Source organism: Micromonospora alfalfae, assembly GCF_022230925.1.
GTDB classification, from domain to species: Bacteria; Actinomycetota; Actinomycetes; order Mycobacteriales; family Micromonosporaceae; genus Micromonospora; species Micromonospora alfalfae.
This window is the reverse complement of record NZ_JAKKFH010000062.1, coordinates 19336-39745: the sequence shown is the minus strand read 5'-3', so window position 1 is coordinate 39745 and position 20410 is coordinate 19336. Positions and strand designations below refer to the sequence as shown.

16 protein-coding genes, 1 pseudogene and 1 riboswitch are annotated in these 20410 nt (G+C 67.4%); of the genes and pseudogenes, 7 read left to right on the top strand and 10 right to left on the bottom strand.

Annotation, left to right across the window (positions count from 1 at the left end; translation table 11 throughout):
* Window positions 1–862: 862 nt before the first annotated feature.
* The 7 genes from MED01_RS33135 to MED01_RS33105 form a co-directional block, all read right to left on the bottom strand.
* Window positions 863–1006, bottom strand: a complete 144-nt coding sequence (locus MED01_RS33135) for a hypothetical protein (protein ID WP_238672391.1) — start codon at window positions 1004–1006, stop codon at window positions 863–865.
* 377 nt (window positions 1007–1383) lie between these two features.
* Window positions 1384–2157 carry a zinc metalloprotease gene (locus MED01_RS33130; protein WP_238672390.1) on the bottom strand — a complete coding sequence of 258 codons (774 nt, stop codon included), beginning with the start codon at window positions 2155–2157 and terminating at the stop codon, window positions 1384–1386.
* Between the two features lie 500 nt (window positions 2158–2657).
* On the bottom strand, window positions 2658–3518 hold the full coding sequence (locus MED01_RS33125) for a metal ABC transporter permease (protein ID WP_238672389.1): 861 nt from the start codon (window positions 3516–3518) through the stop codon (window positions 2658–2660).
* The gene (locus MED01_RS33120; RefSeq protein ID WP_238672388.1) at window positions 3518–4300 is read right to left on the bottom strand and encodes a metal ABC transporter ATP-binding protein; all 783 of its coding nucleotides are present in this window, start codon (window positions 4298–4300) and stop codon (window positions 3518–3520) included. Before MED01_RS33120 ends, MED01_RS33125 begins: the two co-directional genes overlap by 1 nt.
* Window positions 4297–5331: a metal ABC transporter substrate-binding protein gene (locus tag MED01_RS33115; RefSeq protein ID WP_238672387.1), complete on the bottom strand. Its 1035-nt coding sequence runs from the start codon at window positions 5329–5331 to the stop codon at window positions 4297–4299. Before MED01_RS33115 ends, MED01_RS33120 begins: the two co-directional genes overlap by 4 nt.
* A gap of 228 nt (window positions 5332–5559) precedes the next feature.
* Window positions 5560–6939, bottom strand: coding sequence for a YibE/F family protein (locus MED01_RS33110; RefSeq protein WP_238672386.1), 1380 nt, complete (start codon window positions 6937–6939; stop codon window positions 5560–5562).
* 155 nt (window positions 6940–7094) lie between these two features.
* Window positions 7095–7358: a hypothetical protein gene (locus MED01_RS33105; RefSeq protein WP_238672385.1), complete on the bottom strand. Its 264-nt coding sequence runs from the start codon at window positions 7356–7358 to the stop codon at window positions 7095–7097.
* 199 nt (window positions 7359–7557) lie between these two features.
* Between MED01_RS33105 and MED01_RS35950 the strand changes: the two are divergent.
* A pseudogene (locus tag MED01_RS35950) lies at window positions 7558–7911 on the top strand (cation efflux transmembrane domain-containing protein); the annotation flags it as partial.
* 67 nt (window positions 7912–7978) lie between these two features.
* Here the strand turns inward: MED01_RS35950 and MED01_RS33095 are convergent.
* Window positions 7979–9370, bottom strand: coding sequence for an MFS transporter (locus tag MED01_RS33095; RefSeq protein ID WP_238672384.1), 1392 nt, complete (start codon window positions 9368–9370; stop codon window positions 7979–7981).
* Window positions 9371–9464: 94 nt separating this feature from the next.
* On the opposite strand from MED01_RS33095, the gene MED01_RS33090 reads away from it, so the two are divergent.
* Window positions 9465–10052 (top strand): TetR/AcrR family transcriptional regulator, encoded by a 588-nt coding sequence (locus MED01_RS33090; RefSeq protein WP_238672383.1) that lies wholly within the window; start codon window positions 9465–9467, stop codon window positions 10050–10052.
* A 392-nt stretch (window positions 10053–10444) separates the two neighbouring features.
* On the opposite strand, the gene MED01_RS33085 is transcribed toward MED01_RS33090, so the two are convergent.
* The gene (locus MED01_RS33085; protein WP_238672382.1) at window positions 10445–11629 is read right to left on the bottom strand and encodes a C40 family peptidase; all 1185 of its coding nucleotides are present in this window, start codon (window positions 11627–11629) and stop codon (window positions 10445–10447) included.
* A 1787-nt stretch (window positions 11630–13416) separates the two neighbouring features.
* On the opposite strand from MED01_RS33085, the gene MED01_RS33080 reads away from it, so the two are divergent.
* Both MED01_RS33080 and MED01_RS33075 read left to right on the top strand, forming a co-directional pair.
* Entirely contained in the window at window positions 13417–14379 is a 963-nt protein-coding gene (locus tag MED01_RS33080; protein ID WP_238672381.1) for a C40 family peptidase, read from the top strand.
* Between the two features lie 392 nt (window positions 14380–14771).
* Window positions 14772–15803 carry a glycoside hydrolase family 3 N-terminal domain-containing protein gene (locus MED01_RS33075; RefSeq protein WP_238672380.1) on the top strand — a complete coding sequence of 344 codons (1032 nt, stop codon included), beginning with the start codon at window positions 14772–14774 and terminating at the stop codon, window positions 15801–15803.
* 114 nt (window positions 15804–15917) lie between these two features.
* Here the strand turns inward: MED01_RS33075 and MED01_RS33070 are convergent, their stop codons facing one another.
* Window positions 15918–16937 (bottom strand): coiled-coil domain-containing protein, encoded by a 1020-nt coding sequence (locus MED01_RS33070; RefSeq protein ID WP_238672379.1) that lies wholly within the window; start codon window positions 16935–16937, stop codon window positions 15918–15920.
* Window positions 16938–16941: 4 nt separating this feature from the next.
* Window positions 16942–17072, bottom strand: a riboswitch (cyclic di-AMP (ydaO/yuaA leader).
* Window positions 17073–17603: 531 nt separating this feature from the next.
* On the opposite strand from MED01_RS33070, the gene MED01_RS33065 reads away from it, so the two are divergent.
* The 3 genes from MED01_RS33065 to MED01_RS33055 are packed head-to-tail and all read left to right on the top strand — an operon-like array spanning window position 17604 to window position 20408.
* Window positions 17604–17948 carry an NADH-quinone oxidoreductase subunit A gene (locus tag MED01_RS33065; protein ID WP_238672378.1) on the top strand — a complete coding sequence of 115 codons (345 nt, stop codon included), beginning with the start codon at window positions 17604–17606 and terminating at the stop codon, window positions 17946–17948.
* A complete protein-coding gene (locus MED01_RS36420) occupies window positions 17939–19474 on the top strand; it encodes a hypothetical protein (protein ID WP_372493782.1) in 1536 nt (511 codons plus the stop codon). The genes MED01_RS33065 and MED01_RS36420 overlap by 10 nt, the downstream gene beginning before the upstream one ends.
* 7 nt (window positions 19475–19481) lie before the next feature.
* The gene (locus tag MED01_RS33055; protein WP_238672702.1) at window positions 19482–20408 is read left to right on the top strand and encodes a complex I subunit 1 family protein; all 927 of its coding nucleotides are present in this window, start codon (window positions 19482–19484) and stop codon (window positions 20406–20408) included.
* Window positions 20409–20410: the final 2 nt, after the last annotated feature.

The following is a 20410-nucleotide window of genomic DNA, read 5'->3' as shown; positions in this document are numbered from 1 at the left end:
GCCGGCGTGGACTCAGCCCGGCCGGCGGACAGGCAGACCGTCGACGGCATGATCAGGGCGGCTAGGGCCAGGGCTGCCAAGAGTGCGGTGAGGAAAGCTTGCGGCAGCTGCGTTGTCGCGTGATGCGGCGGCATAAGCCCTCCCGCGAAAAGCGTTCAAAAGGGCCGAAAGGCGGCGGTCGGTTCGGAGACAGCCTAACGCTCTAGCAGGTAAAACTACAGGGCGAAACTGCCTCATTACCCAGGGTCCTGATGGGGAACGAGGGTGCCCTGTCTTGCGTCGCCTTCGTCTCGACCCACGATCGACGAGGCGCGGGGGCCGCTCGTGCCGGCCAGGTGGCGTCGATGACGTGGTCGGCTGGAGGAGAGGATCTACCGGACCAAGGGCCTGGGCCATTTCGGCCACGAGCCCCGGACGCCGGGGATGGCGCAGAGCGGCAGGGGTGCAGACGGCGGTCTCGAATGTGGCATCAGCGAACTTCAGGGGCTGTGCTGTGCCGTAGGTCCACGTCGTGTCCGAGTTCCGTGGCCCGCCGCCGTGCGATGTCCAGCATCGCCAAGCTCAGTTCCGCTCTGGATGGCGTCTGGCCTGAGGGCGCCGGCTCCCAACAGGACGAACCAAGCTTCCTGACGCTCCGCGTCAGGCGGCATTTGTCTCGGGCGGGGCGTCGCCGGGTGACAGGAACGGCTCGCGGTGTGCACCTACAGGGCCCAGGGGTGCGGCCACGAGCGGTCGTGATGCGCCAAGCCGGTGGAGGGATGGTTGCTTGCCTCCTGATCTCGCTGTTCACGCCGTGGGTGCCGGGATGGTGACGTCATCAGGAAGGGCGCCTCACGAGAGGCGCCCTTCCTGATCATCTACTTCACATGCGTCCTGCGAGCCAGGTGCGGAAGCCCACGACCTGCGACTCCTGATTGACGATGCCACTGGCAGCGGCGAACCGAAGTTGTGGGTGTGGTGCCCGGGACTGCCGCTCGATGAACTCGACGATGCCTGCCTGTCTCATGCTGTGCGGGTACTGGTGGAGCTGTGCGCCGATGCGGCTGCCGCTCGTTCGTGCGGCGCACCTGCGGTTCGCGGGGTGCTTATCGCGCTCGCCGGCTGTCAGCTCCGCTCCTTTGGATGGCGGGGCCGACGCGTCTGCGGCTGCGCTTCCTGCCGGGCACACGCGCTCGGCGTCGATGCATCTGGCGCTGTCGCTGGTCGCGGTAGGCGCGCCAGCGTTGGTGGGCCTTGTCGCCGCCATCGTGCTCCGTGATTAACTGCGGTCCCGCCCGCCGCGCTAGGTGCCACTGCGGTGGTCGCTGGCATCGGTGTTCGGGCGGAGACGCCCGGGGGTGGGCCAGCGGCGCACCCCCGGGGATCGGGTCAGATCAGCGCGAGTCAGTTCGCCCAGATCACTCGCGTAATGGTGTAGTTGCCGCGCCCGTGCTCACGCACGTACGTGGCCACACCGCGGCCGTCGGTGCCGCGGACCCGTTCGCCCCAACTCGACCGCGCGTTGCCCGCAAGGGCACTGGCACCGGACGGCGCGACGGTGGGCGTGTTGAACGAGTCGAGGTGGCTGTAGATGGTCTGTAGTTGGGTGAAGTCGTGGGAGTTTGGGTGCTCGTTGCTGGGCGGCCCGGCCGGATTGCGGCTGTAGTCCATGCAGCTGCCGAGGTTGGTGTTGGTTTGGTTGGTGTCCTGGTGGTCCAGGCCGAAGGTGTGTCCGACCTCCTGGCACATGACCAGCCGGCGGTAGGCGGGGGTGTTGTACTGCGCCTGGCTGAAGTAGGTGTCGTTGACCTTGACATAGGCCGAGCTGATGTGGTTTCCGGTCGTGGAGATGGAGGCGATTCCCAGCCACCCGGTGCTGCCGTAGGCGCCGTTGCAGACCTCGACGTGGCCGGTGGTCGGTGCGCAGCTGCTGCGGCTGCCGAACGAGCCACTGACCACGGTGGTGTTCAGGACGCTAGAGGGTGTCCAGTCCGAGGAGGCGGTGTTGAGGTAGTTGCTCCATGAGGAGTCGACGTTGTTGTCCAGCTTGAGAGTGAACGGGTTGGCCGTGCGGGCCCAGTGGTAGTTGCCCCACGAGTGGCTCGCCTGTGCGGGCGCAGCGAAGGTGAGAGTGGACACCGCGGTGGCAGTGAGGGCGGCGAGCAGCCTGCGACGCATGGAGACTCCTTCGAGGTCCGAGGGGGTTACGGACTGAAATAGAGTCCCATCAATGCAAGCCTGACGCAATACTAAGTGATCTTCGTAGGAAGCTCCTTGAGTCGTTCGCGCAGGAGTGCCGGAGACGTCCCGTCGCGGGGGTGGTCATCCTCCGACGGTGCACCTCCCTAGGGGCGGCGCAGAGAGCCATCAGTGATCGCGGGGTCGGTCGCTGGGGCAGTCCGAGGCTCGGCGGACACAGAAGTAGTCCGCCTTGCTCTCCCCGGGTCGCATCTCCGTGAGCTTTCCGCCGCCACGGCCGTGGGTGCCGGGGTTGCGGCGGGCGAATCGGTTGGCTGGCCGAGTCTGGCGTCTTTACGCGTGCGGGCAGGCCTGCCGCGACCTATTGGCAAGCACCAGCTGACGCGTTGCACACCCTGGGAGCCGCCGGCGCCTGGACCACTGGTATCGCCCGATCATGTTTCAGAAGGGGCGCTGCTGGTCGGCGCCGACGGCCAAGGTCACGAGCGGACGGGCTGGGCCGGCACCTCTCGACGAGCGGCGCGGGAGAGGCGACGCCCCCCGGTACTGGCGAGCACCGCGATGAACGCCACGGTGCCGGTGAGCACGATCGTGGTCCCAGAGGGCACGTCCAAGTGGTAGCTGAGGTTCATGCCGATGAACCCGCAGACGGCGCCGATGCCGGTGGACCAGGCCAGCATGTGGGCGAAGCGGTTGGTGAGCATCCGCGCCACCACGGCGGGAATGATCAGCGTCGCGGCGACGAGGGTGACACCAATGACGGTCAGGGTCGCCAGGATGGCCAGAGACAGCACCAACATGAGCAGTGCGTCCACCCGCGCGACCCGGACGCCGCTGACGTCGGCGACCTCGGGATCGAAGGTGGCAAACAGCAGCGCCCGGTAGTTGATGAGAACGGCGACGCCGGTGAAGGCGGTGATACCGGTGAGGATCCAGACATCAGCGCTGGAGACTCCGATGATGCTGCCGAACAGGGCGGCGTCGAAGCTCGGGCCCTTGGTGCCGAAGACGGTCAGCAGCGCGACACCGAGAGCGAAGGACGCAGTAGTGACGACGCCGATAGCGGCGTCGACGCCGATGCGTCGCCGCCGCGTGACGGCGTTGATGGCCAGCGCCGAGGCCAAGCCCCAGATCCCGGCACCGAGGTAGTAGTTGACGGTGATGATGGAACTCGCCGCGAATCCGCCAAAGATGGCATGGGACAGGCCGTGGCCGATGTAGCTCATCCCACGCAACGTGATGTACACGCCGATCAGCCCGCAGAGCCCACCGGCGAGGGTGGCGACGATAACCCCCTTGACGAAGAAGGCGTAATGGAACGGGTCGAGCAGGGTTGCCATCACGCCGCGGCCCGCCGGCTGTCGGTGGCGGTGAAGGGGTCGAGCACGACGGGCATGCCTAGGTGCTGCAGAACCTGCATGGGGGCACCGAACGTTTCCTCAAGGACGGGTGGGCAGATCACACGGGCCGGACTGCCTGCGGCGATCACGCGGTGACGTACAGCGACCAGCTGCGGTAGGTGGGCCGCGACGCCGTTGAGATCGTGGGTCGTGATCAGGATCGCCGTGCCCTCCGCGTTCAGATCGGCGAGCAGATGCAGCATGTCGTGGCGGCTGGTGACGTCCAGGCCGGAGGTGGGCTCGTCCATGACAAGCAGCTGCGGGCGGCGCAGCAGCGCCCGAGCGATGAACATTCGCTGCTGCTGCCCGCCGGAAAGTTCCCGGATGTGCCGATCGGCGAGGTGGGCGATGCCGAGCCGTTCCAACGTCTGCATGATGTCGGCACGTTCGCCGCGGCTCGCCCAGGGCCAACCGCGCCGACGGGCCATGAGGACGCACTCCGTCACAGTGACAGGGAAGTTCCAGTTGACCGTTTCCAGTTGCGGCACGTAGCCAACGGTGAGCCCCTGATGGCGGGTGATGGTGCCGGCGTGGGGGCGCACAGTGCCGAGTAGCAGCCGCAGCAGGGTGGTCTTGCCCGCGCCAGACGGCCCGACCACACCGATGAGGTCACTGGCCCGAACCGTCAGGTCGACGTCGCTCAGGACGGGGGTGGCGTCATATCCGAATGTGACGCCGGACAGCCGGATAAGCCGTTCACTTGTGCCGCTGGTGTCGTTCACTGCGGATAGCTCGCCGTGTCGGAAACCTTCGGGGCGGTCACCAACGCCTCCAGTGCGGAGGCGGTCCCTCCCAGTGCCTTGATCATGGTGACGTAGTCGTAGCGCATCAGGCCCATCCAGGAGTGCTCCGCCTCACCGGGCTCGCCAGGAAGGTCGTCGTCGCGCAGGGTGTCCTCGTACCGGGCGCCGGTGGCCCGCCCGATCTCTGCGAGCGCCTTCGACGGAAATACCTCGGACCCGAAGATGGCCGGCACCCGCTCAGCCTTGATCTGGTCAATCAACGCCGCAACCTCCTTCGGCGTGGGGTCGTCGAAGTTCTCTGGCTGGATCGCGCCGATGACCTTCCAGCCGTAGGTCTTGGCGAAGTAGGCGTATGCGTCGTGATAGGTGAGCAGCTCACGCCGATCGCCGGGGATGGTGGCCTGGTCGGAGCGCAACGCCGCGTCGAGGGCCTTCGCCTGCACATGAAAACTGGCGTAGTTGGCCCGGTAGTAGTCGGCGTTGGTCGAGTCGGCCTTGACCAAGGCGTCGCGGATGACCGCCGCGTACTTGACGGCGTAGGTCGGGTCGGTCCACAGATGCGGATTCGGTTTGCCCTCCTCCTCCGGAAAGGAGAAGTCGTAGATATAGTCACCCTCTGGCAGGACAGAGCTGCCGATCTCGACCAGAGTCGCGTCCTTGCGCATGTTCGCCGCAGCGAGTTCCTTGGTCGGCTCTTCCAGCTTCAGGCCGTTGACGAACACCACGTCCGCCGTGCTGAGGAACTTCGCGGCGCTCGGCGGCGGGTCGAACGTGTGCGAGTTGGTGCCCTCCGGCACCAGCCCTTTGACCGTGGCCCGGTCGCCGGCGATGCTCGCCGTGATCGAGGTGATCGGCGCGACCGTCGTCACCACCTGAAGCTTGCCCTCGCTGGCCGCCGTGTCGGTGGTACCGCACCCGCTCAACCCAGCCGTCGCCACAATGATCAAAAGCGCGGACGCAGCCAGGCGCGATCGCGTGAGTGTCATGCGTGCACCGTATTGCGGCAGCACTGCACTTGCCAACGTACTGCAATAGCAGTTCGGCGGAGATCACATCCTCAGAGGCGTCACCGGGCCGGGCGGCGAGGCCCGCCTCCCATGACCGGCGCGCTAACCGGCTTGCCAAAGGCTGAACCAGCGGCACCTCGCCGCTCGCAGATCCTTCTAAATCTCACCCAGACTCTTGCTGGACGCCGCCGCGACAGCCTCTGGCTGCTCACCCGAACGTCCCAACCCGTGTCACCATTCAGGGTCGGGGCTGTGGTCGAGGTTCTCCCAGCTGGTTCCTGCCGCCCGATCCGATACTCGATCGCCAGCGCGCCCGGTGCTCAGCGCCTCTAGGGCCATGTTTCGCTCGGTGATCGGCCGGCGGCCAGCTGAACCGGCTGTAGTCAGGGATGCCGGCATTTCGATGACGGCCATCGTGGTGTTGGATGCCGCCCGCCCGGCGGTCGTGACTAGCGCGGCCAGTCCGGTCGTCAGCGGTACGGCGGCGATCAGGCCGAGCGTGGCCACCGCGCTGCGGACGATCTCCTGGGCAAGGAACTCGCTGGTGAGGATCTGACTGACTGGTCGGGAGTCGGCGACGAGCAGGAGCAGCAGCGGCAGGGAGGCACCCGCGTACGCCAGCACGATGGTGTTGACCGTGGACGCGATGTGCGCCCGACCTACCCGGGTGGCGGCCCGGTAGAGCTGCCGCCGGGACAGCGCGGGATTGGCATGCGCCAGCTCGGTGACCGTGGCCGCCTGGGTAACCGTGACGTCGTCCAGCACGCCTAGCGAGCCGATGATGATGCCGGCGAGCAGCAGCCCGTGCAGGTCCACGTCACCCTGGAACATCGACAGGGTGGTGGCGTCCTCGCTGCCGAAGCCGGTCAGGTGGGTGGCGGCCGTCGCCACCGTGCCGAGCACCCCGGTCAGCACCAAACTGCCGAGCGTGCCGAGCACGGCCACCGAGGTCTGCGCGGTGATCCCGTGGGTCAGGTAGAGCACCACGAACATGATTAGCGCAGCGCCGACGATCGCCACCAGTAGCGGCGGCTGGCCGGCGCCGATCCCTGGCAGCACGAAGCCGAGCAGGATGGCGAAGCTCCCCACCAACCCCGCCAGCGCGGCAAGCCCGCGCCACCGGCCGAACGCCACGATCGCAACGGCGAACAGCACCGCCAGCCAGACCAGCGGCGTGCCGCGCTGGTGCTCGGCAATGTTGTAACTCTTCACCGCCGGGTCGGCCGGGTCGGTCAGCTCGACCAGGACCACCTTGTCGCCGACCTCAACCCGGGGCGCGCCAGGGCCGGAGGGCACCGGCGTCTCGACCTGTCGGCCGGCGTCCGGACCCTGCTCGGCGGCGACGGTCACCGTTCCGCACAGGCCGACGGACCCACCTGGGTCCCCGTCCGGCGCCTCCGGTGTCGGCGGGCACGGCTCGGTCACCACCCGGGTCACTGTGCCGTGGTAGCGGGGCAGCGCCGGCCCATCCGTCGACTCACGGCCCTGCCGTGGCCAGAGGACCAACGCGGCGACCACCGTGATCACGAAAAGTGGCACCACCGTCGCGACGAGGATCCGCCTGACTCCTGGCGTGGCGGACGGTGCGGGACGGGTGTGGTCGGAGCCCATGGCGTTCTCCCGATGGTATTGGTGAAACCTAGAGCTCTCGCGCATCTAGGGGAGTAACACCCGTGCGCACATGTCGATGTGCGCCCCGATGAACAATTACCCCTGGCTCGTGTTTGACCTCCTACGGCACCACGAGCGGCGCGTCGGCGTCGGCCTCATCTCGCAGCTGACGACGCTTCCACTACCCGGGCATAGTAGAAGAGGGTGGTGGATAGGCCAACAACGCCCACGTCGGACGCGCAGGGCGGAGCGGACGATGGTGGTGGAATCGACACGCAGTAGGACGGCACCAGTTGGTCGTAGTCGTGATGATGCGGGTGCTGGTTGCTGCTCGGGTCGTCGGTGTAGACCATGCAGGTGCCGATGCCGGCCTCGTCGAGGTTCTCGTCCTGGTGGTCGAGTCCCGAAGGTGTGGCCAACCTCTTGGCAGGTGACCAGGCTCCCGCCAGACGCGGATGTTGTACTGGGCGATGTTGAACTACGCGTCGTTGAGCGCGCCAGCACCGGCGTAGGCGGATGCAGCCCTTTGGTGATGCCGACACGCCGCCGAGCCGGAGTCATCGCAGAAAACACCTTTGACGAGCAATGCGAATTCCAATCACCTCCTGGCCGCGAACCACCGCAGCGAGCCGCGCCTCCGGCCAAGGGCAGCGCACCTTCGGCCTGTACCGCACGCAGGTCCTCGCCGCCCTGGCCACCGCGGTGCTGCTGTTCGGGGTTGCCATCTACGTCCTCGTCGAGGCAGACCGCCGCTTCGCCGAGCCGCCGGAGGTCCTCTCCGGGCCGATGCGGGCGGTGGCAGTCACGGGCCTGATCGCCAACCTGGTGGCGTTCCATCTGCTGCGTTCATCACCGACACTCAAGGTCGACGCGAGTCAGCGTCCGGTGGAACCGACAGCATTGCTTTCAGGAGGGTGGCACGCTGCTGCCCGCCTTGCTGGCGCCCCAGTCGGGCCCATACGCCCTGCTTGAGCGACTGAGGTGCTGTGAGCGGTGATCCTCGGCGGGGACCAACGCCCGCCGGGGATCACCGCGGGGCTCACTGGCTGGAGCGGGTTTTCGGAGTGAGGATCAAGGCAAGGATCGCCGCAGTGACGGCGATGACGGCACCGGTGGTGAAGCCGCGTGCGAAGCCGGCCGTGTTGGTGCCGGCGATGCTTGCCGCGGCGATGCTGGATACGACAGCCGCGCCGAGTGAAGCTCCGAATTCGTGGAAGGTGCTGACGATTCCGGATGCGAGACCGGCTTCGTGCGGTTGAACCTGACCGAGTGCGGTAGCGGAGGCGACGACGAAGACCGCGCCGGTGCCGGCGGAAGCGATGCTGACACCTACCACCATGGTCAACGTCCCCTCCCAGAAAGCGGGGATGGCCATGCCGGCCGCCGCCACGACAAGTCCTAGCACCGCGAGGGCCCGAGCACCCGCACGACCGATGATGCGACCTGCGGTGTTCGCCCCGAGCATGGTCGCGAGCGCCACAGGGAGGAAGAGCAACCCGGTGCGTAACGGGCCGTATCCCCGGTGGTCTTGGAGGTAGAACGTTCCCAGGAAGAAAACGCTGATCATCAGAGCGGTCGCGACCAGCATCAGCAGCGTTCCGGCTGCGACCGGTCGACGTAGCAGAAGTCGTACATCCATCAGTGGGCTGGCGGCGAGGCGCTGGCGGGCGACGAACGCTGCGTAGAGAGCCACTGCCGTGCACAGCAGAATCAGGGTGACCGGCGTGCCCCAGCCTCGGTCTCCGGCCTGGATCAGGGCGTAGATCAAGGACCCGGTGGCGGCTGTTACCAGCACCGCGCCCGGCACATCGAGCCGACCGTCTCCGATCGGCTGAGGCTGCGGCGGAAGCTGAATCCGGAGGGTGAGCAGGAGGACAAGTCCCAAGGGGACATTGATGAAGAACACCCAGGGCCAGCCGGGCCCGGCGGTCAGCAGGCCGCCGAGGAGAACCCCGAGAGCCGCGCCGCCGCCGCCCAGCGCCGACCAGATTCCGAGGGCCTTGTTGCGCTCCTCGCCGTCGAAGATGGTGACAACCAGGGACAGCGCCGCGGGGGAGAGGATCGCCGCGGCCAAGCCTTGTGCGACGCGACCGCCCAGCAGCATAGGACCGTTGGTCGCGAGCCCGGCGGCGAGCGACGCGGCTGTAAAGAGCAGGAGCCCGGCGAGGACCAGGCGGCGGGCGCCGAACAGGTCGGCGGCGCGCCCGCCGAGCAGCAACAGGCCACCGAAGGCGAGGGTGTAGCCGCTGACCACCCAGGTGAGGGCCTCCCGCTCCAGGCCAAGATCCGCGCCCATGTGCGGCAGGGCGATCGCGACAACAGTGACGTCCAGGATGAGCATCAGCTGCGCGACCCCGACGAGTCCGAGGATTTTCCAGCGCTGCGGATGGGGATGCGGGGGTGCGGTGGTGACGGTCAGGGGTTGGGCCATGACGGCTGGCCTCCTTCAGTAAGTCGAACAGGTGTGTTCGAGTTTCGAGGAGATACCATAACCCGAACAGTGCTGTTCGAGTTGAGGGAGTTGCATGTCTCACCCCCCGGCAAAGCCGACCCTCCGAGCCGACGCTCAGCAGAACGTCACGAAGATCCTGGACGCGGCGGTGGCCTGCCTGAGCCGCAACGCGGACGCGAGCGTGAGCGAGATCGCGAAGACGGCAGGGGTAGGCCGAGTGACGCTCTACGGGCACTTCCCTTCCCGACAGGCCCTGGTCGACGCCGCGCTAACCCGGGCTATAGCCGACGGGGAACATGTCCTGCAGGCGCTCGACCTGACCGGCGACCCCCGTGAGGCCCTAGACGCCCTGATCAAATCCAGCTGGCTGCTGGTCGCCCAGGCGACCGCTGTTCTCGAGGCGGCGCAGGCGACGTTGGCGCCCGGACGGGTGCAAGAACTCCACGCCGGACCCGCCCAGCGCGTTGATGACCTGATTCGCCGCGGACAGGCAGATGGGGCCTTTCGAGCCGATCTCCCAGCCAATTGGCTGACCAGCGTCCTGCACCACGTCATCCATGGCGCGGCCATCGACGTAGCCAAGGGGCGACTGGAAAGCACAGACGCCGCCCGATTCATCTCCCAGACGATCCTGGCCGCCTATTCGAAGGCTGGCGCCTGACGAGTACCTGGTCAAAGGATTGCCAGTCCCAGCGTCTGACCGCATCACCGCCGGCCACACCCCGCAGAGGAACTCCCGCCAGAGCCCAACTCCTCGCATGGCGGAGACAGCACCCACCCTGCCGGCGGGCTCCTCAGCGGCTGAGGCTTCGACGGCGACCCAGGTTGCTGAAGGCGAAGCTCCCGACGCTCGGCCGCTGCGCCACATCGGCCAATCGGCCGCGTTCGGCTGCGCGACAGGCGCCTCGACGTCGCTAGCGGCGGCCGAGTCGGGTCATCGACCATATTTTGGCAGCCCGGTCCGGTAGCCGCAGCTCTCTGAACACCACTCGCACCGAGACTTCCGTTGACGAGGTCTAGGGCCACTCGCACCGAGACTTCCGTTGACGAGGTCTAGGGCCCTGTCGTTGACGCACTCGGGGTCGGGGTGGAGGTAGGGGTGGGGGTTGAACTGCTAGTCGACGGAGAGGGCGTCAGTGAGCGGGTAGGGCTGGGTGCGGTCGGGGTCGGCTCGAGCACGGTAGGGGTGGGGCTGGGTTGAGTAGGCGTGGGAGTGGGCCTGGGCGACGCAGTGGGCCTGGGCGTCGCCGCGGGCGGCGGCGCCGAAGGCGACGGGGTAGGCGCGGGGACCGCCGGGATCACCCTCGTCGCGGCGTAGAAGCGCGACCACCAGACGGAGGAAATTTTGACGACATCGCCGGTGGTAGGAGCCTGGACCATTTTGCCGTCGCCGATGTACATGCCCATGTGGTGGATTGTGGTCCAGCTGGAGCCCGAGGCGAAGAAGACCAGGTCGCCGGGGAGCAGCATGGAACGGTCAACGGTGCGACCACGAGTGGCGTTGTACTGATCCCGCGACACCCGCGGCAACTGGTCATAGTCGGCGCCACGGGATCGGTACGCGGCCCAGATGAGCCCGGAGCAGTCGTAGCGATTGGGTCCCTCAGCGCCCCACTCGTAGGGCTTGCCGAGTTGAGTCCGAGCGAACCGGACCGCCGCGAGAGCGCGAGGGTTCGCGACCATCCCAGCGACGCTCTCACCGTCACTGGTGTTCGGACGCAACTGCCGCTCGGCGGCGTCACGCTGTCGCTCGAGCATCTCGATCTTGCCGGTATTGCGCCGCTTAAGGTCCAGCAGCTCGGCTTCCCGCTTCTTGAAGGTCGCCTCTGCCGTCACGTAGGTCGTGCGCGCGGCCCGAGCGGCGGTCAACGCGGCAGTGCGCGCGGCAATTACCTGCTGCTCCGCCGCTTGCGCGCGCAGCAGGGCACGGGCGCTTCCTTGGGAGTCGCCGGCGCGCTGCTGGCCCTTCCGAAGGCGCAGGAGGGCGCCGAGATCCTGCAGATGGGAGCCGACCTCGCCCGGCGGCAATTCCGCGCCCCGCTTCATCGCCTCAACGGCGGCCGGGCCGAGGTTCTGCTGTGCCTTCACAAGCGCGGCCCGCGTGATCTGTAACTGCCGCTCAATTTCCTGCGTCGCGATCTCGGTCCGCGTCTGCTCCTGTTGGAGCGTCAGAAGCTGCTCGCCGAGGGTGGCTACCTCGGTCTCCTTGGCAACGATCTGGGCAGCGAACGGTCCCAAGCCAGTCGGTGTTGTCACTCCGAGGGTGGGAGGTATGGCGGCGCCGCCGGGTAGTTGGACGGGGCTGGAGGGAACCGGCCTGGCGCCCGTGTCAGGAATGGCGTTGGGCAATGCCGGATCCGCGTACGCCGGCACCGTGATCACCGCGGTGGCCACTGCAATGAGCAGCGCCGACCAGAGGATGGGGCGAAGGACTGCCAGGCTTGGCCCCGGTCGCCTCGTCGGCCGGGCCTTGTGCCTCTTCGCCATCTCGCTCCTCATGCCGAATGTCAGTGGACCGCGCCGGCGTGAAGGGTGCGCAACAGCGTCGGTACGGGGGTGACCAACCCTGTCACGCACCTACTAGTCGGCGATAGTAGTTCGATCACAGGAGAGATCACCACCCTTGACCCCTTGGCCCAGGCACCTTGGATGGCGATCCGGCGTCGCAACAGGACCGTCACGTCCCGCCGTGCCTGGCTCACGGCTGGCGCCGCCTTTTGCCGGCAGCACGCCGCGCGTTGACCGCGGTCGTCGTGGCGCACGTGGGATCTCGCAGGGGAAGCCCCGAACGCGAGTGCAAGCATGTTCCGGGATTCCCGAGCGAACACCTGATTACGTTCCCCAGCAGGGCATGACGGTGGGTAGGCGTCCTTGCTTGAGTGGGCTGCCTGCGTTAGTAATCAGAGTGACCCGGCGGCGACCTACCTCATCCCACGATCGGGGTGCTGGCAAACGTTCACCGGAAGTGAGGTGAAGCCGGAACCGGGCAACGGGCGGACCGCGTTGAATTCAGTTGGGCCGAGTTTGTCAAGGCAGCGCCCTGCCGGTGCCAGCCGGGCTGGGCCACGGACCTAGTCCCGCGCACCCGGGCACGATTGCGAGCGGATCGCCGGGCCCCGTCTGTGGCCGGCGGCTGAGCTACGAGTGCTCGCCGAAGGGCTGGTCCGCCCAGGCGGACCAGCCCTTCGGGCTCTGCGACGTCTGGCCCGTCCGCAGCAGCCACGTGCTCGGAACTGGCCGCAGCGAGGGTGCGGGTAGTCATCCACGCCAGCACTGCCGCCAGCCTGGCGTCGGTCGGTGTTGCATCGATGACCTAAACGCGATCCTCGAACTGGACCCATGCCGATGTGGGAGGGGCAGGCACGGGGCGTAGCGATGTGGCAGCCTCAGCGCAGCCTTGGTCATCGCGTCGCGGGATGGTGCATGGGCACCAGGGGCCTCCGAGCGCGTGCCACGCTGCCTAGTGTGGCGCTCGTGTCCGCGGGCAGGGATGTGCTGGCGGGGTGGCGCCCCACAGAGGCCGTCGCGCGGCTGCGACGGTCCCTTCCCGCTTCTCGGCGGTTACCGGGGTAGCGGGTGGGGCGTGACCCCGAGGTAGAGGCACGGGAGGTCCCCGCGACCTTTGCGGCGGGTCGCTAACGAGGCCGCGCCGGCCTTGGTGCGATGCAGAGGGTGCGCCGGTGGCGCGTCAAGCTGGTGGGGCCAGCCGACGGAACTGGATGTGGCTACGCCGCGCAGTGGGCCCCGCGGATGGGACCTCGGGCCCGACCTGTCGGCGTTGGGTAGCCGCGGTTGCGGCTGGCTCGTCGCCGGGTAGGCGAGATGCCGAAAGCGCCCGTAGCTGCTACGGCATTCTCCTGCTGACATGACGCCAGAGCCGATTACTACACCGACGTAGTAGACGGCGTGCGTAGATCAGGGTACCGTCCATCGCTGTCCACCGACCTGCCGTCACGCCATGTGATGCTGGCTCGGCTGTTTCAGTGAGGGGTACCAGGAACGTGTTGTTGCGACGTGGACGCAGAATGCGTAACGGCCTCGCGGCTGTCGCAGTGGTTGTGGCGCTCGGGGTGTTTACGCCCTTCGCGTCCCCCGCGCTCGCGGTTCCTTCTCCTGCCGAGGTCGAGAAGCAGTTGGACCAGGCGTGGGAGAAGCTCGAACCCGTCATTGAGCAGTACAACAAGGTGCACAGCGAGCTCCTCGCGAATCAGAGGAAATCGAAGGAGCTCCGCGAACGCCTGGAACCGGTGCAGCTGCGCGTGGAGATGTCGCTGGGACAGATCGGTGACATGGCAGCACGGCAGTACAGGATTCCTCGGGCCTCGGCGGTCAACGCTGTTTTGGCAAGCAAGTCCCCGGAGATGGCGACCGACCGGCTGGCGCTGCTCAACTATGTGGCGCGGTCCGATGCGGCGAAGATCGCCGACGTCGTGAAGCTGCGCGATGACCTCGTCGCCCAACGCGCCCAGGTTGAGGCGCTCGTCGTCAAGCAGAAGCGTCTGGACGCCGAGCTGGTGCAGCGCAGGAAGGTCATTCAGGCCGAGGTGGATCGGTTGGAGGGCCTACGGCCGCGAGCAGCAGCCGGTGGCGGCAGCTCTGGTGGGTCACTGCGAATCGGCGCGTGTCCCGCTGTCAACATCGGCGGAGCAGCCGGCACCGCTGTGCGAACCGCCTGCGCACAGATTGGCAAGCCCTACGTCTGGGGCGCTGGCGGGCCGTCGAGCTTCGACTGCTCTGGCCTGACGCAGTACGCGTGGAAGGCGGCCGGGGTGTCACTTACCCATTTCACCGGGGCGCAGTGGCGTGAGGGAACTTCGATAGCCCGCGCTGACCTGCGACCTGGTGACCTGGTCTTCTTCTACAGCGACCTCCATCACGTGGGCATGTACGTCGGCAACGGGCTGATCGTTCATGCATCGAGGGCGGGGGTACCGGTGAAGATGGCGCGCATGGACACCATGCCGTACATGGGTGGCCGCCGTCCTTGACCTGTATTTCGGCTGCTTCTACTCGATCTGACTTCTGGCCTGGCCGAAGGTAGGACCTGAACCCCTGCCGACGCTGCCCGAGCATTAACGCCTGCTGGTCTGAAGGTACTGCGCCTGATCCAACCGGGAGCGGAGGCGACCTCGCGGCGTTGCATGGGCTCCCCGAAGGATGCTCTAGAGCATCGGACGAGTGACTCCATTGCGTTTTCTCAGCGTCGAGACCTGGGGGGCCATACTGTGCGAACGTGAACAAGGTGCGTCTGCCTCGCCGGTTGCTGCTCACGGGAGCCGGCTCGGCCGCCGTGGCCGCACTGACCGCCTGCCAGGCCAGCCAAGCCACGGCTCCGACACGGTCGCCGTCCACCCGAACTGCTCGACCTACCGCCGGGCAGGTGGATGAGGCAGCGCTCCGCCGGAAGATCGCCAGCCTGCTCGTGGTGGGCTTTCGCGGTGACCGGGTGAATCGTGACGACTGGATCGTCAGGGCGATCAGGGCCGGACTCGGCGGAGTGATCCTGTTCGATCGGGACCTGGAAACCGATTCTGAGCGCAACATTCGGTCACCACAGCAGGTGACCGCGCTCATCAAGGATCTGAAGGACGCGTCGCCGGGCCGGCTCATCGTGTCGATCGATCAGGAAGGGGGGCGGACCAGCCGGCTGAACCCGGCTAACGGCTTTGCCGCGACCAAGTCACAGGCGGAGATCGGCGCCGAGAACTCGGCGACGGCGACACGCGAATGGGCGCGCGGCCTGGTCGCCAGCCTGACGCAGATCGGGGTCAACCTCAACTACGCGCCGGTCGTGGATTTGAACGTCAACCCGGAGAGCCGGGCGATTGGAAAACTCGGCCGTAGTTTCTCCGCCGATCCCGACGTCGTCGTCAGCAACGCCACCGAGGAGATCCAGGTTCATCGGGCCGCCGGTGTGAAGACCACGCTCAAGCACTTCCCAGGATCGGGCAGCGCCGCCGGTAACACCGACTTTGAGGTCGTCGATGTCAGCTCCACCTGGCAGCCCGTCGAGCTGGAGCCGTTCCGACGACTCATCCGGTCCGGGCTGGCGGACTGTGTGATGGCCGCCCACGTGCTCAACACCCGGTTGGACCCGGACCGGCCGGCGTCGCTGTCGCGCCCAATCGTGACGGATCTGCTCCGCGGTGAACTCGGTTGGCAGGGGCCAGTGGTCAGCGACGACATGCAGGCTGTTGCCATCACCCGCCGCTACGGGTCCGCGGAGGCGGCCCACCTGGCGCTGCAGGCGGGTGTCGACCTGCTGGTCTTCGCCAACCAGCAGGTGTACGAGCCAGACGTTTTCGACAAGACGCTCGACACTGTGGTTGCTCTTGTTCGACGCGGACAGCTCACCGAGACGCACATCGACCAATCTGTCGCCCGCGTTGATGCCCTCCGCCCGAAACGCTGACCGTCGCCTGCCGGGGCAACAAGCAGGTGCGCAGCATGCTGCCCCGGCGCAACACGGGAGGCCATCACCAGACTGACGAGATCCCCGTTTGGCGGGGGGAGTCAGGCGAGGCTGCTATAGCAGTGACACGTGGACGTGGTCGGTGTGGTTGGAGGGTCCGCTGTAGGACTTCCAACCGGTGGCCGGGAACCAGATTTGGCGGTTCCAGATGACGTAGTAGATGCCGAGCCGGTCGGCGTTGCGCAGGAGGAACGCGGCGAGATTGTTGCCGTACATTCGTGTGTCGTTGTTGTACCAGGGGCGGAAGCCGCTCTTCTGCAGCGACCAGTCGCAGGCTAGGCCTTTGGGATGCTCCCAGGGGCCGCCCGGGCGGTAGCAGCCGACGAACCGGTTGAAGCCGGCCCGCTTGACCTCCTTGTACATGTGCAGTGTTCGGGGGGTGATGCAGCCGGAGGTGGTGGGGTCGTTCTCCGTGCACGACTCGGGTCGCCAGTCCCCGTCGGACGTACGACCGGGGGCGATGCGGGCCACGGGCGACGTCGCGGACACCAGACCTGCGGTGAAGCCCTGACCTCCGACGAGCGAGAGTGCCTTCTCCGCCTCGCGTTTCTGCCGCGCCATGTCGTTCGCAAGCTTCTGCTGCTTGCGCACTTCAACGTCGAGTGCCAATTTTGCCTGCTCTGCCCGGTTCCTAGCCGCTTTCACCTCGGCCAATCTCGCTGCGTTAGTCATGTTGAGCTCATCGAGAGCCGCGGCTCGCCGGACGAATGAGTCGGGGCTGTTGCTGTCCAGCAGCATCGCGACCGCACCGATACGGCCAGTTCGGTAGGACCGTGCGGCGATCTGGCTGACCTGGGGCGCCAGAGCATCCAACTCGCCCTGCGCCCGGTTTGCCTCCATCGCGAGTTCCAACTGGCGTTCTTGTGATTTCGCGAGATTGGCCTTGGCCTTGCTGTAGTCGCGGTTGCGCGCCTTGACGACGTCGCTGAGCAACTGAGGTTCGTTGTCCTCCTCGTGTCCTGAAGGGGTGGGCGTGGAGGGGGCGGCGATCGCTGGCGCCGGTCCGAGATGGACCGTCAGGGCAGCGAGTACGGCCACCACAGGTGTCAACCAGCGGCGTAGGGGTGCCGTCACAGTGTTTCCTTCCATCGTCCGCGGACCGGGTTAGCTGTCGGGTTCGGAGCGGAAGTAGCCCCTACCGCTGGCGCGGATTCACCCCAGGGGCTCGGGTCCCCGGCTCGCCTTTCGGCGATTACGCGGTGGCACCGCAGGCGCCATTGCGCGCTTTCGGCGGTGACCGACAGTGAGACTATCCCATTAGTGTTCACACCATCTAGTCCTAAAAGCGGATCAAGCGGCCGGTCGAAGGTGACTGTCTGTGACCGGCCGTGGCGTCTCCGCCGCGATGCGGTTGGCCTCGCTGCGGTCCCCATCGAGGCGGCGACGCGCGCGCCCGGACCGTTCCGAGACAGGCAGCTCTTGTCACCGCTCTTCGGCTCGCCGCGCCGCGATCTCCGGATGCCTCTCTTACTATTGTCCAATAGTAGGAGAGGATGTCGAGGTTTCCCCATCCGGGGCAGGGCACCAGATGGCAATCGACGATGCAGGCCACGATGCGCGACGACGGCCTCCGGCGTCAGCCGCTGGCGACCTGAGTGCGCGGACGGTGGATCCTCGCCCAGGTCGGCCCCGCCGGCCGGCCGTGGCGGAAGGATCGAGACGGCGGGGATGGGCAGCAGGATCAGGACCAGCAGCGCCGGAGAAGCGACGCCCATCCGGCGGTGAACTACGGGAGCGGCAATGTACGCAGGCGCGGCGGGCATGGCACTGGTGGCTGTGCTGATCGTGGCTGGCCTGTACCTGGCCCACCGCGCTGTGGCAATCGCGTCAGCGCCGCTGACCGTCCTGCCGTTCCAATCTGGCTGGCCGCCAGAAGAACATGCCCTCTCGCGTTACCACGTGAGGTGGTACCTGGCGACCCTGCTGTTTCTCGCGTTCGACGTTGAGATGCTGTTCATGTACCCGTGGGCGGTCGTGGTCGCCCAGCTCGGGATCACGGCCATCGTCGAAATGTTCATCTTCCTCGGCAGCGCCTTCATCGCGGTGCTGTGGGCGTGGCGCGAAGGGGCGCTGCGGTGGGCCTGAACAAAACATGGGCCGAGCTCGTGGCCCGCCACGCGCACGTGCTGCTGATAGAGGTCCCCGGACACTGGCTCACGCGCGCCGCGGTTGAGCGCCACATCCTCGACAGAGGCTGGCATCTAGCCCAATCCCCAGCGGACGCCGATGTCCTGGCCGTCTGCGGCGCACCAGGCCCGGAGCTGTCCGAGGTGGCCAACCGCCTGTGGAGCCAACTTCCCGGGCCGAGGATCCGTGTCGACGTCGACTCCCCGGACACCGCCCGCACGGCGCTTGACGCCGCCGAAGCCGGCCTGCGCGACAGCGATCGTCAACAGACCGACAGCCTCGATCGCCGAGCCGACCGCGGCGCGGAGGCGCGCCATGAAGACCACCCGGCCGAGCACCGGGGCGCACACGGGCAGCACGCCGAGGATCGCGGCAACGAACCTGCCACCCACTGGGTAGACCTGGCCCGACCGCAAGACGCCCGACGGCATGGGGGTGGTGAACAGCGCACCGTTACCGAGCAAGGCCGCCACGCCGGCGAAGGCCAATTAGATGCTTCTGCGCACCCCCAGCATCACGGGGGCGCGGGCCAACCCAGGCAGGGGCCCGGCGAGCAGGGTGGGCAGGTGGGTGGACACGGCGACAACGACGCCGTTGGGCAGGCGGGTCACGACGCGATGGGCCACGGTAGCCACCGCCCGCAGCACGACGATGGCCGCAGTACGGAGTCTGACGACGACCACCACACCCCGCAGCGCGGCCACCACGGCAAGGGACACGGCGGTGGCCATGACATGGCGCACGATGCCGTGGGCGGTGGCGAGCACACCGGCCACGCCGGCATGGGACACGGGGCGATGGACATGGCTCCGGCCGGTATCCCGCTCGCCAGCGGCGCTGAGGACCGCGACGGCCTGGAGTTGGACGTCCTGCACGCACGGCTGGGTCCCGTGCTCGCGCACTGGCCCTCGGGTCTGGTCCTGCGATGCACCCTTCAGGGCGACGTCATCGTCGACGCGGAAGCCCGTCTCATCGATGCCGGGCCATCCGCGCCCAACCCTCGGATCAGTAGCAGGCATCTTTTCGTAGCTCGTCGGTGTGACAACGCCGCTGGCCTGTTGGCGCTGGCGGGCTTCGACGACGCCGCATCCCATGCCCGCCGTGTCCGCGACGCCGTGCTGAAAGCCGGCGGTACCGCGCACGCCTCGCGGCAGCTGTATCGGTTGAGGCGGATGGTGCGGCGTTCGTGGTTGCTGCGGTGGTCCCTGCGACGTGTCGGTCCTCTCACCGAGCGGGACCTGGCGCGGTGGCACCTTCCCGAGCATCTTCGCGGTGATGTTCGCGACCGGCTGCTGAGCATGCTTGATCGCGCCGCCCAGGGACTAGCCCAGGCGGACGGTCAGTCAACGCACGACCAGCCGGCGGTGCTGATCGAGGCGGTAGCCGATCTCGTACGGGGATGGGACCTTGCCGCCGCGCGGCTCATCGTCGCCAGTCTCGACCTGGAGGCGTTGACGGCGGACCGCGAGGTGAGCCGTGTCTGACCCGTCAGTGAGGGTCGTAGCTCCGCTCTGGGTGCTGGCCGCGGCCGGTCTGCTGGGTCTGCTCGTGCTCGCCGCCGCGGTTCTCGACGGTGCCCTGTCCGCCCGAGCCGCCGGCGCTGATGTCCGTACCGGCCTGACCCGCCCCATCGGCGAAGTGGCCCGGTTGATGCGGCAGCGGCGCCGTGTCACCGTCGCCGCGGACACCCTGCTGTGGCGCGTCGGGGGTGCCGGCCTACTGGTGATGGCGATGATGATCGTCACCGTGGTGCCGCTAGGCGATTGGACCTTGTTCGACCTCGACGTCGGGGTGGTGTGGTTCAACGCCATGGACGTCCTGGCGTGGGCGTTCGTGTGGCTGACGGGTTGGGGCGCCAACTCCGCGTACTCACTGGTCGGCGGTTACCGCTTTCTGGCTCACGGACTCGGCTATGAACTGCCGCTGATGTTTGCGCTGGTAGCGCCGGCGGTGGCCGCGTCGAGCCTGAATGTCGGTACCATCGCGGCCGCTCAACAAGGTCTGTGGTTCGTGGTGTGGATGCCGGTGGCATTCCTCGTCTTCTGTATGGGCGTGTTGGCCATCGCTGTCTGGGGGCCATTCTCCCCGGCATTGGGGCCTGACGTGGCCGGTGGGGTGAGCGTGGAGTTGTCGGGTGTTGACCGGCTGCTGTTCCTCAGCGGCCGGTATGCCCTGCTGGCCGCCGGTGCGGCGTTCGCGGTGCCGATGTTCCTCGGCGGCGGCGCCGGTCCGCTGCTGCCCGCCTGGGTGTGGGTGCTGGTCAAGACCCTCGCCCTGCTCGCCGTGTTCGTCTGGCTGCGCCGCCATCTCCCGGCGGCGCGACCGGACCTGTTCATGGAAGTCGGCTGGGTCGTGTTGCTGCCCGCCGTGCTGCTGCAGGACCTCCTCGTCGCCGGCATCGCCCTCGGTAGGAGCTGACC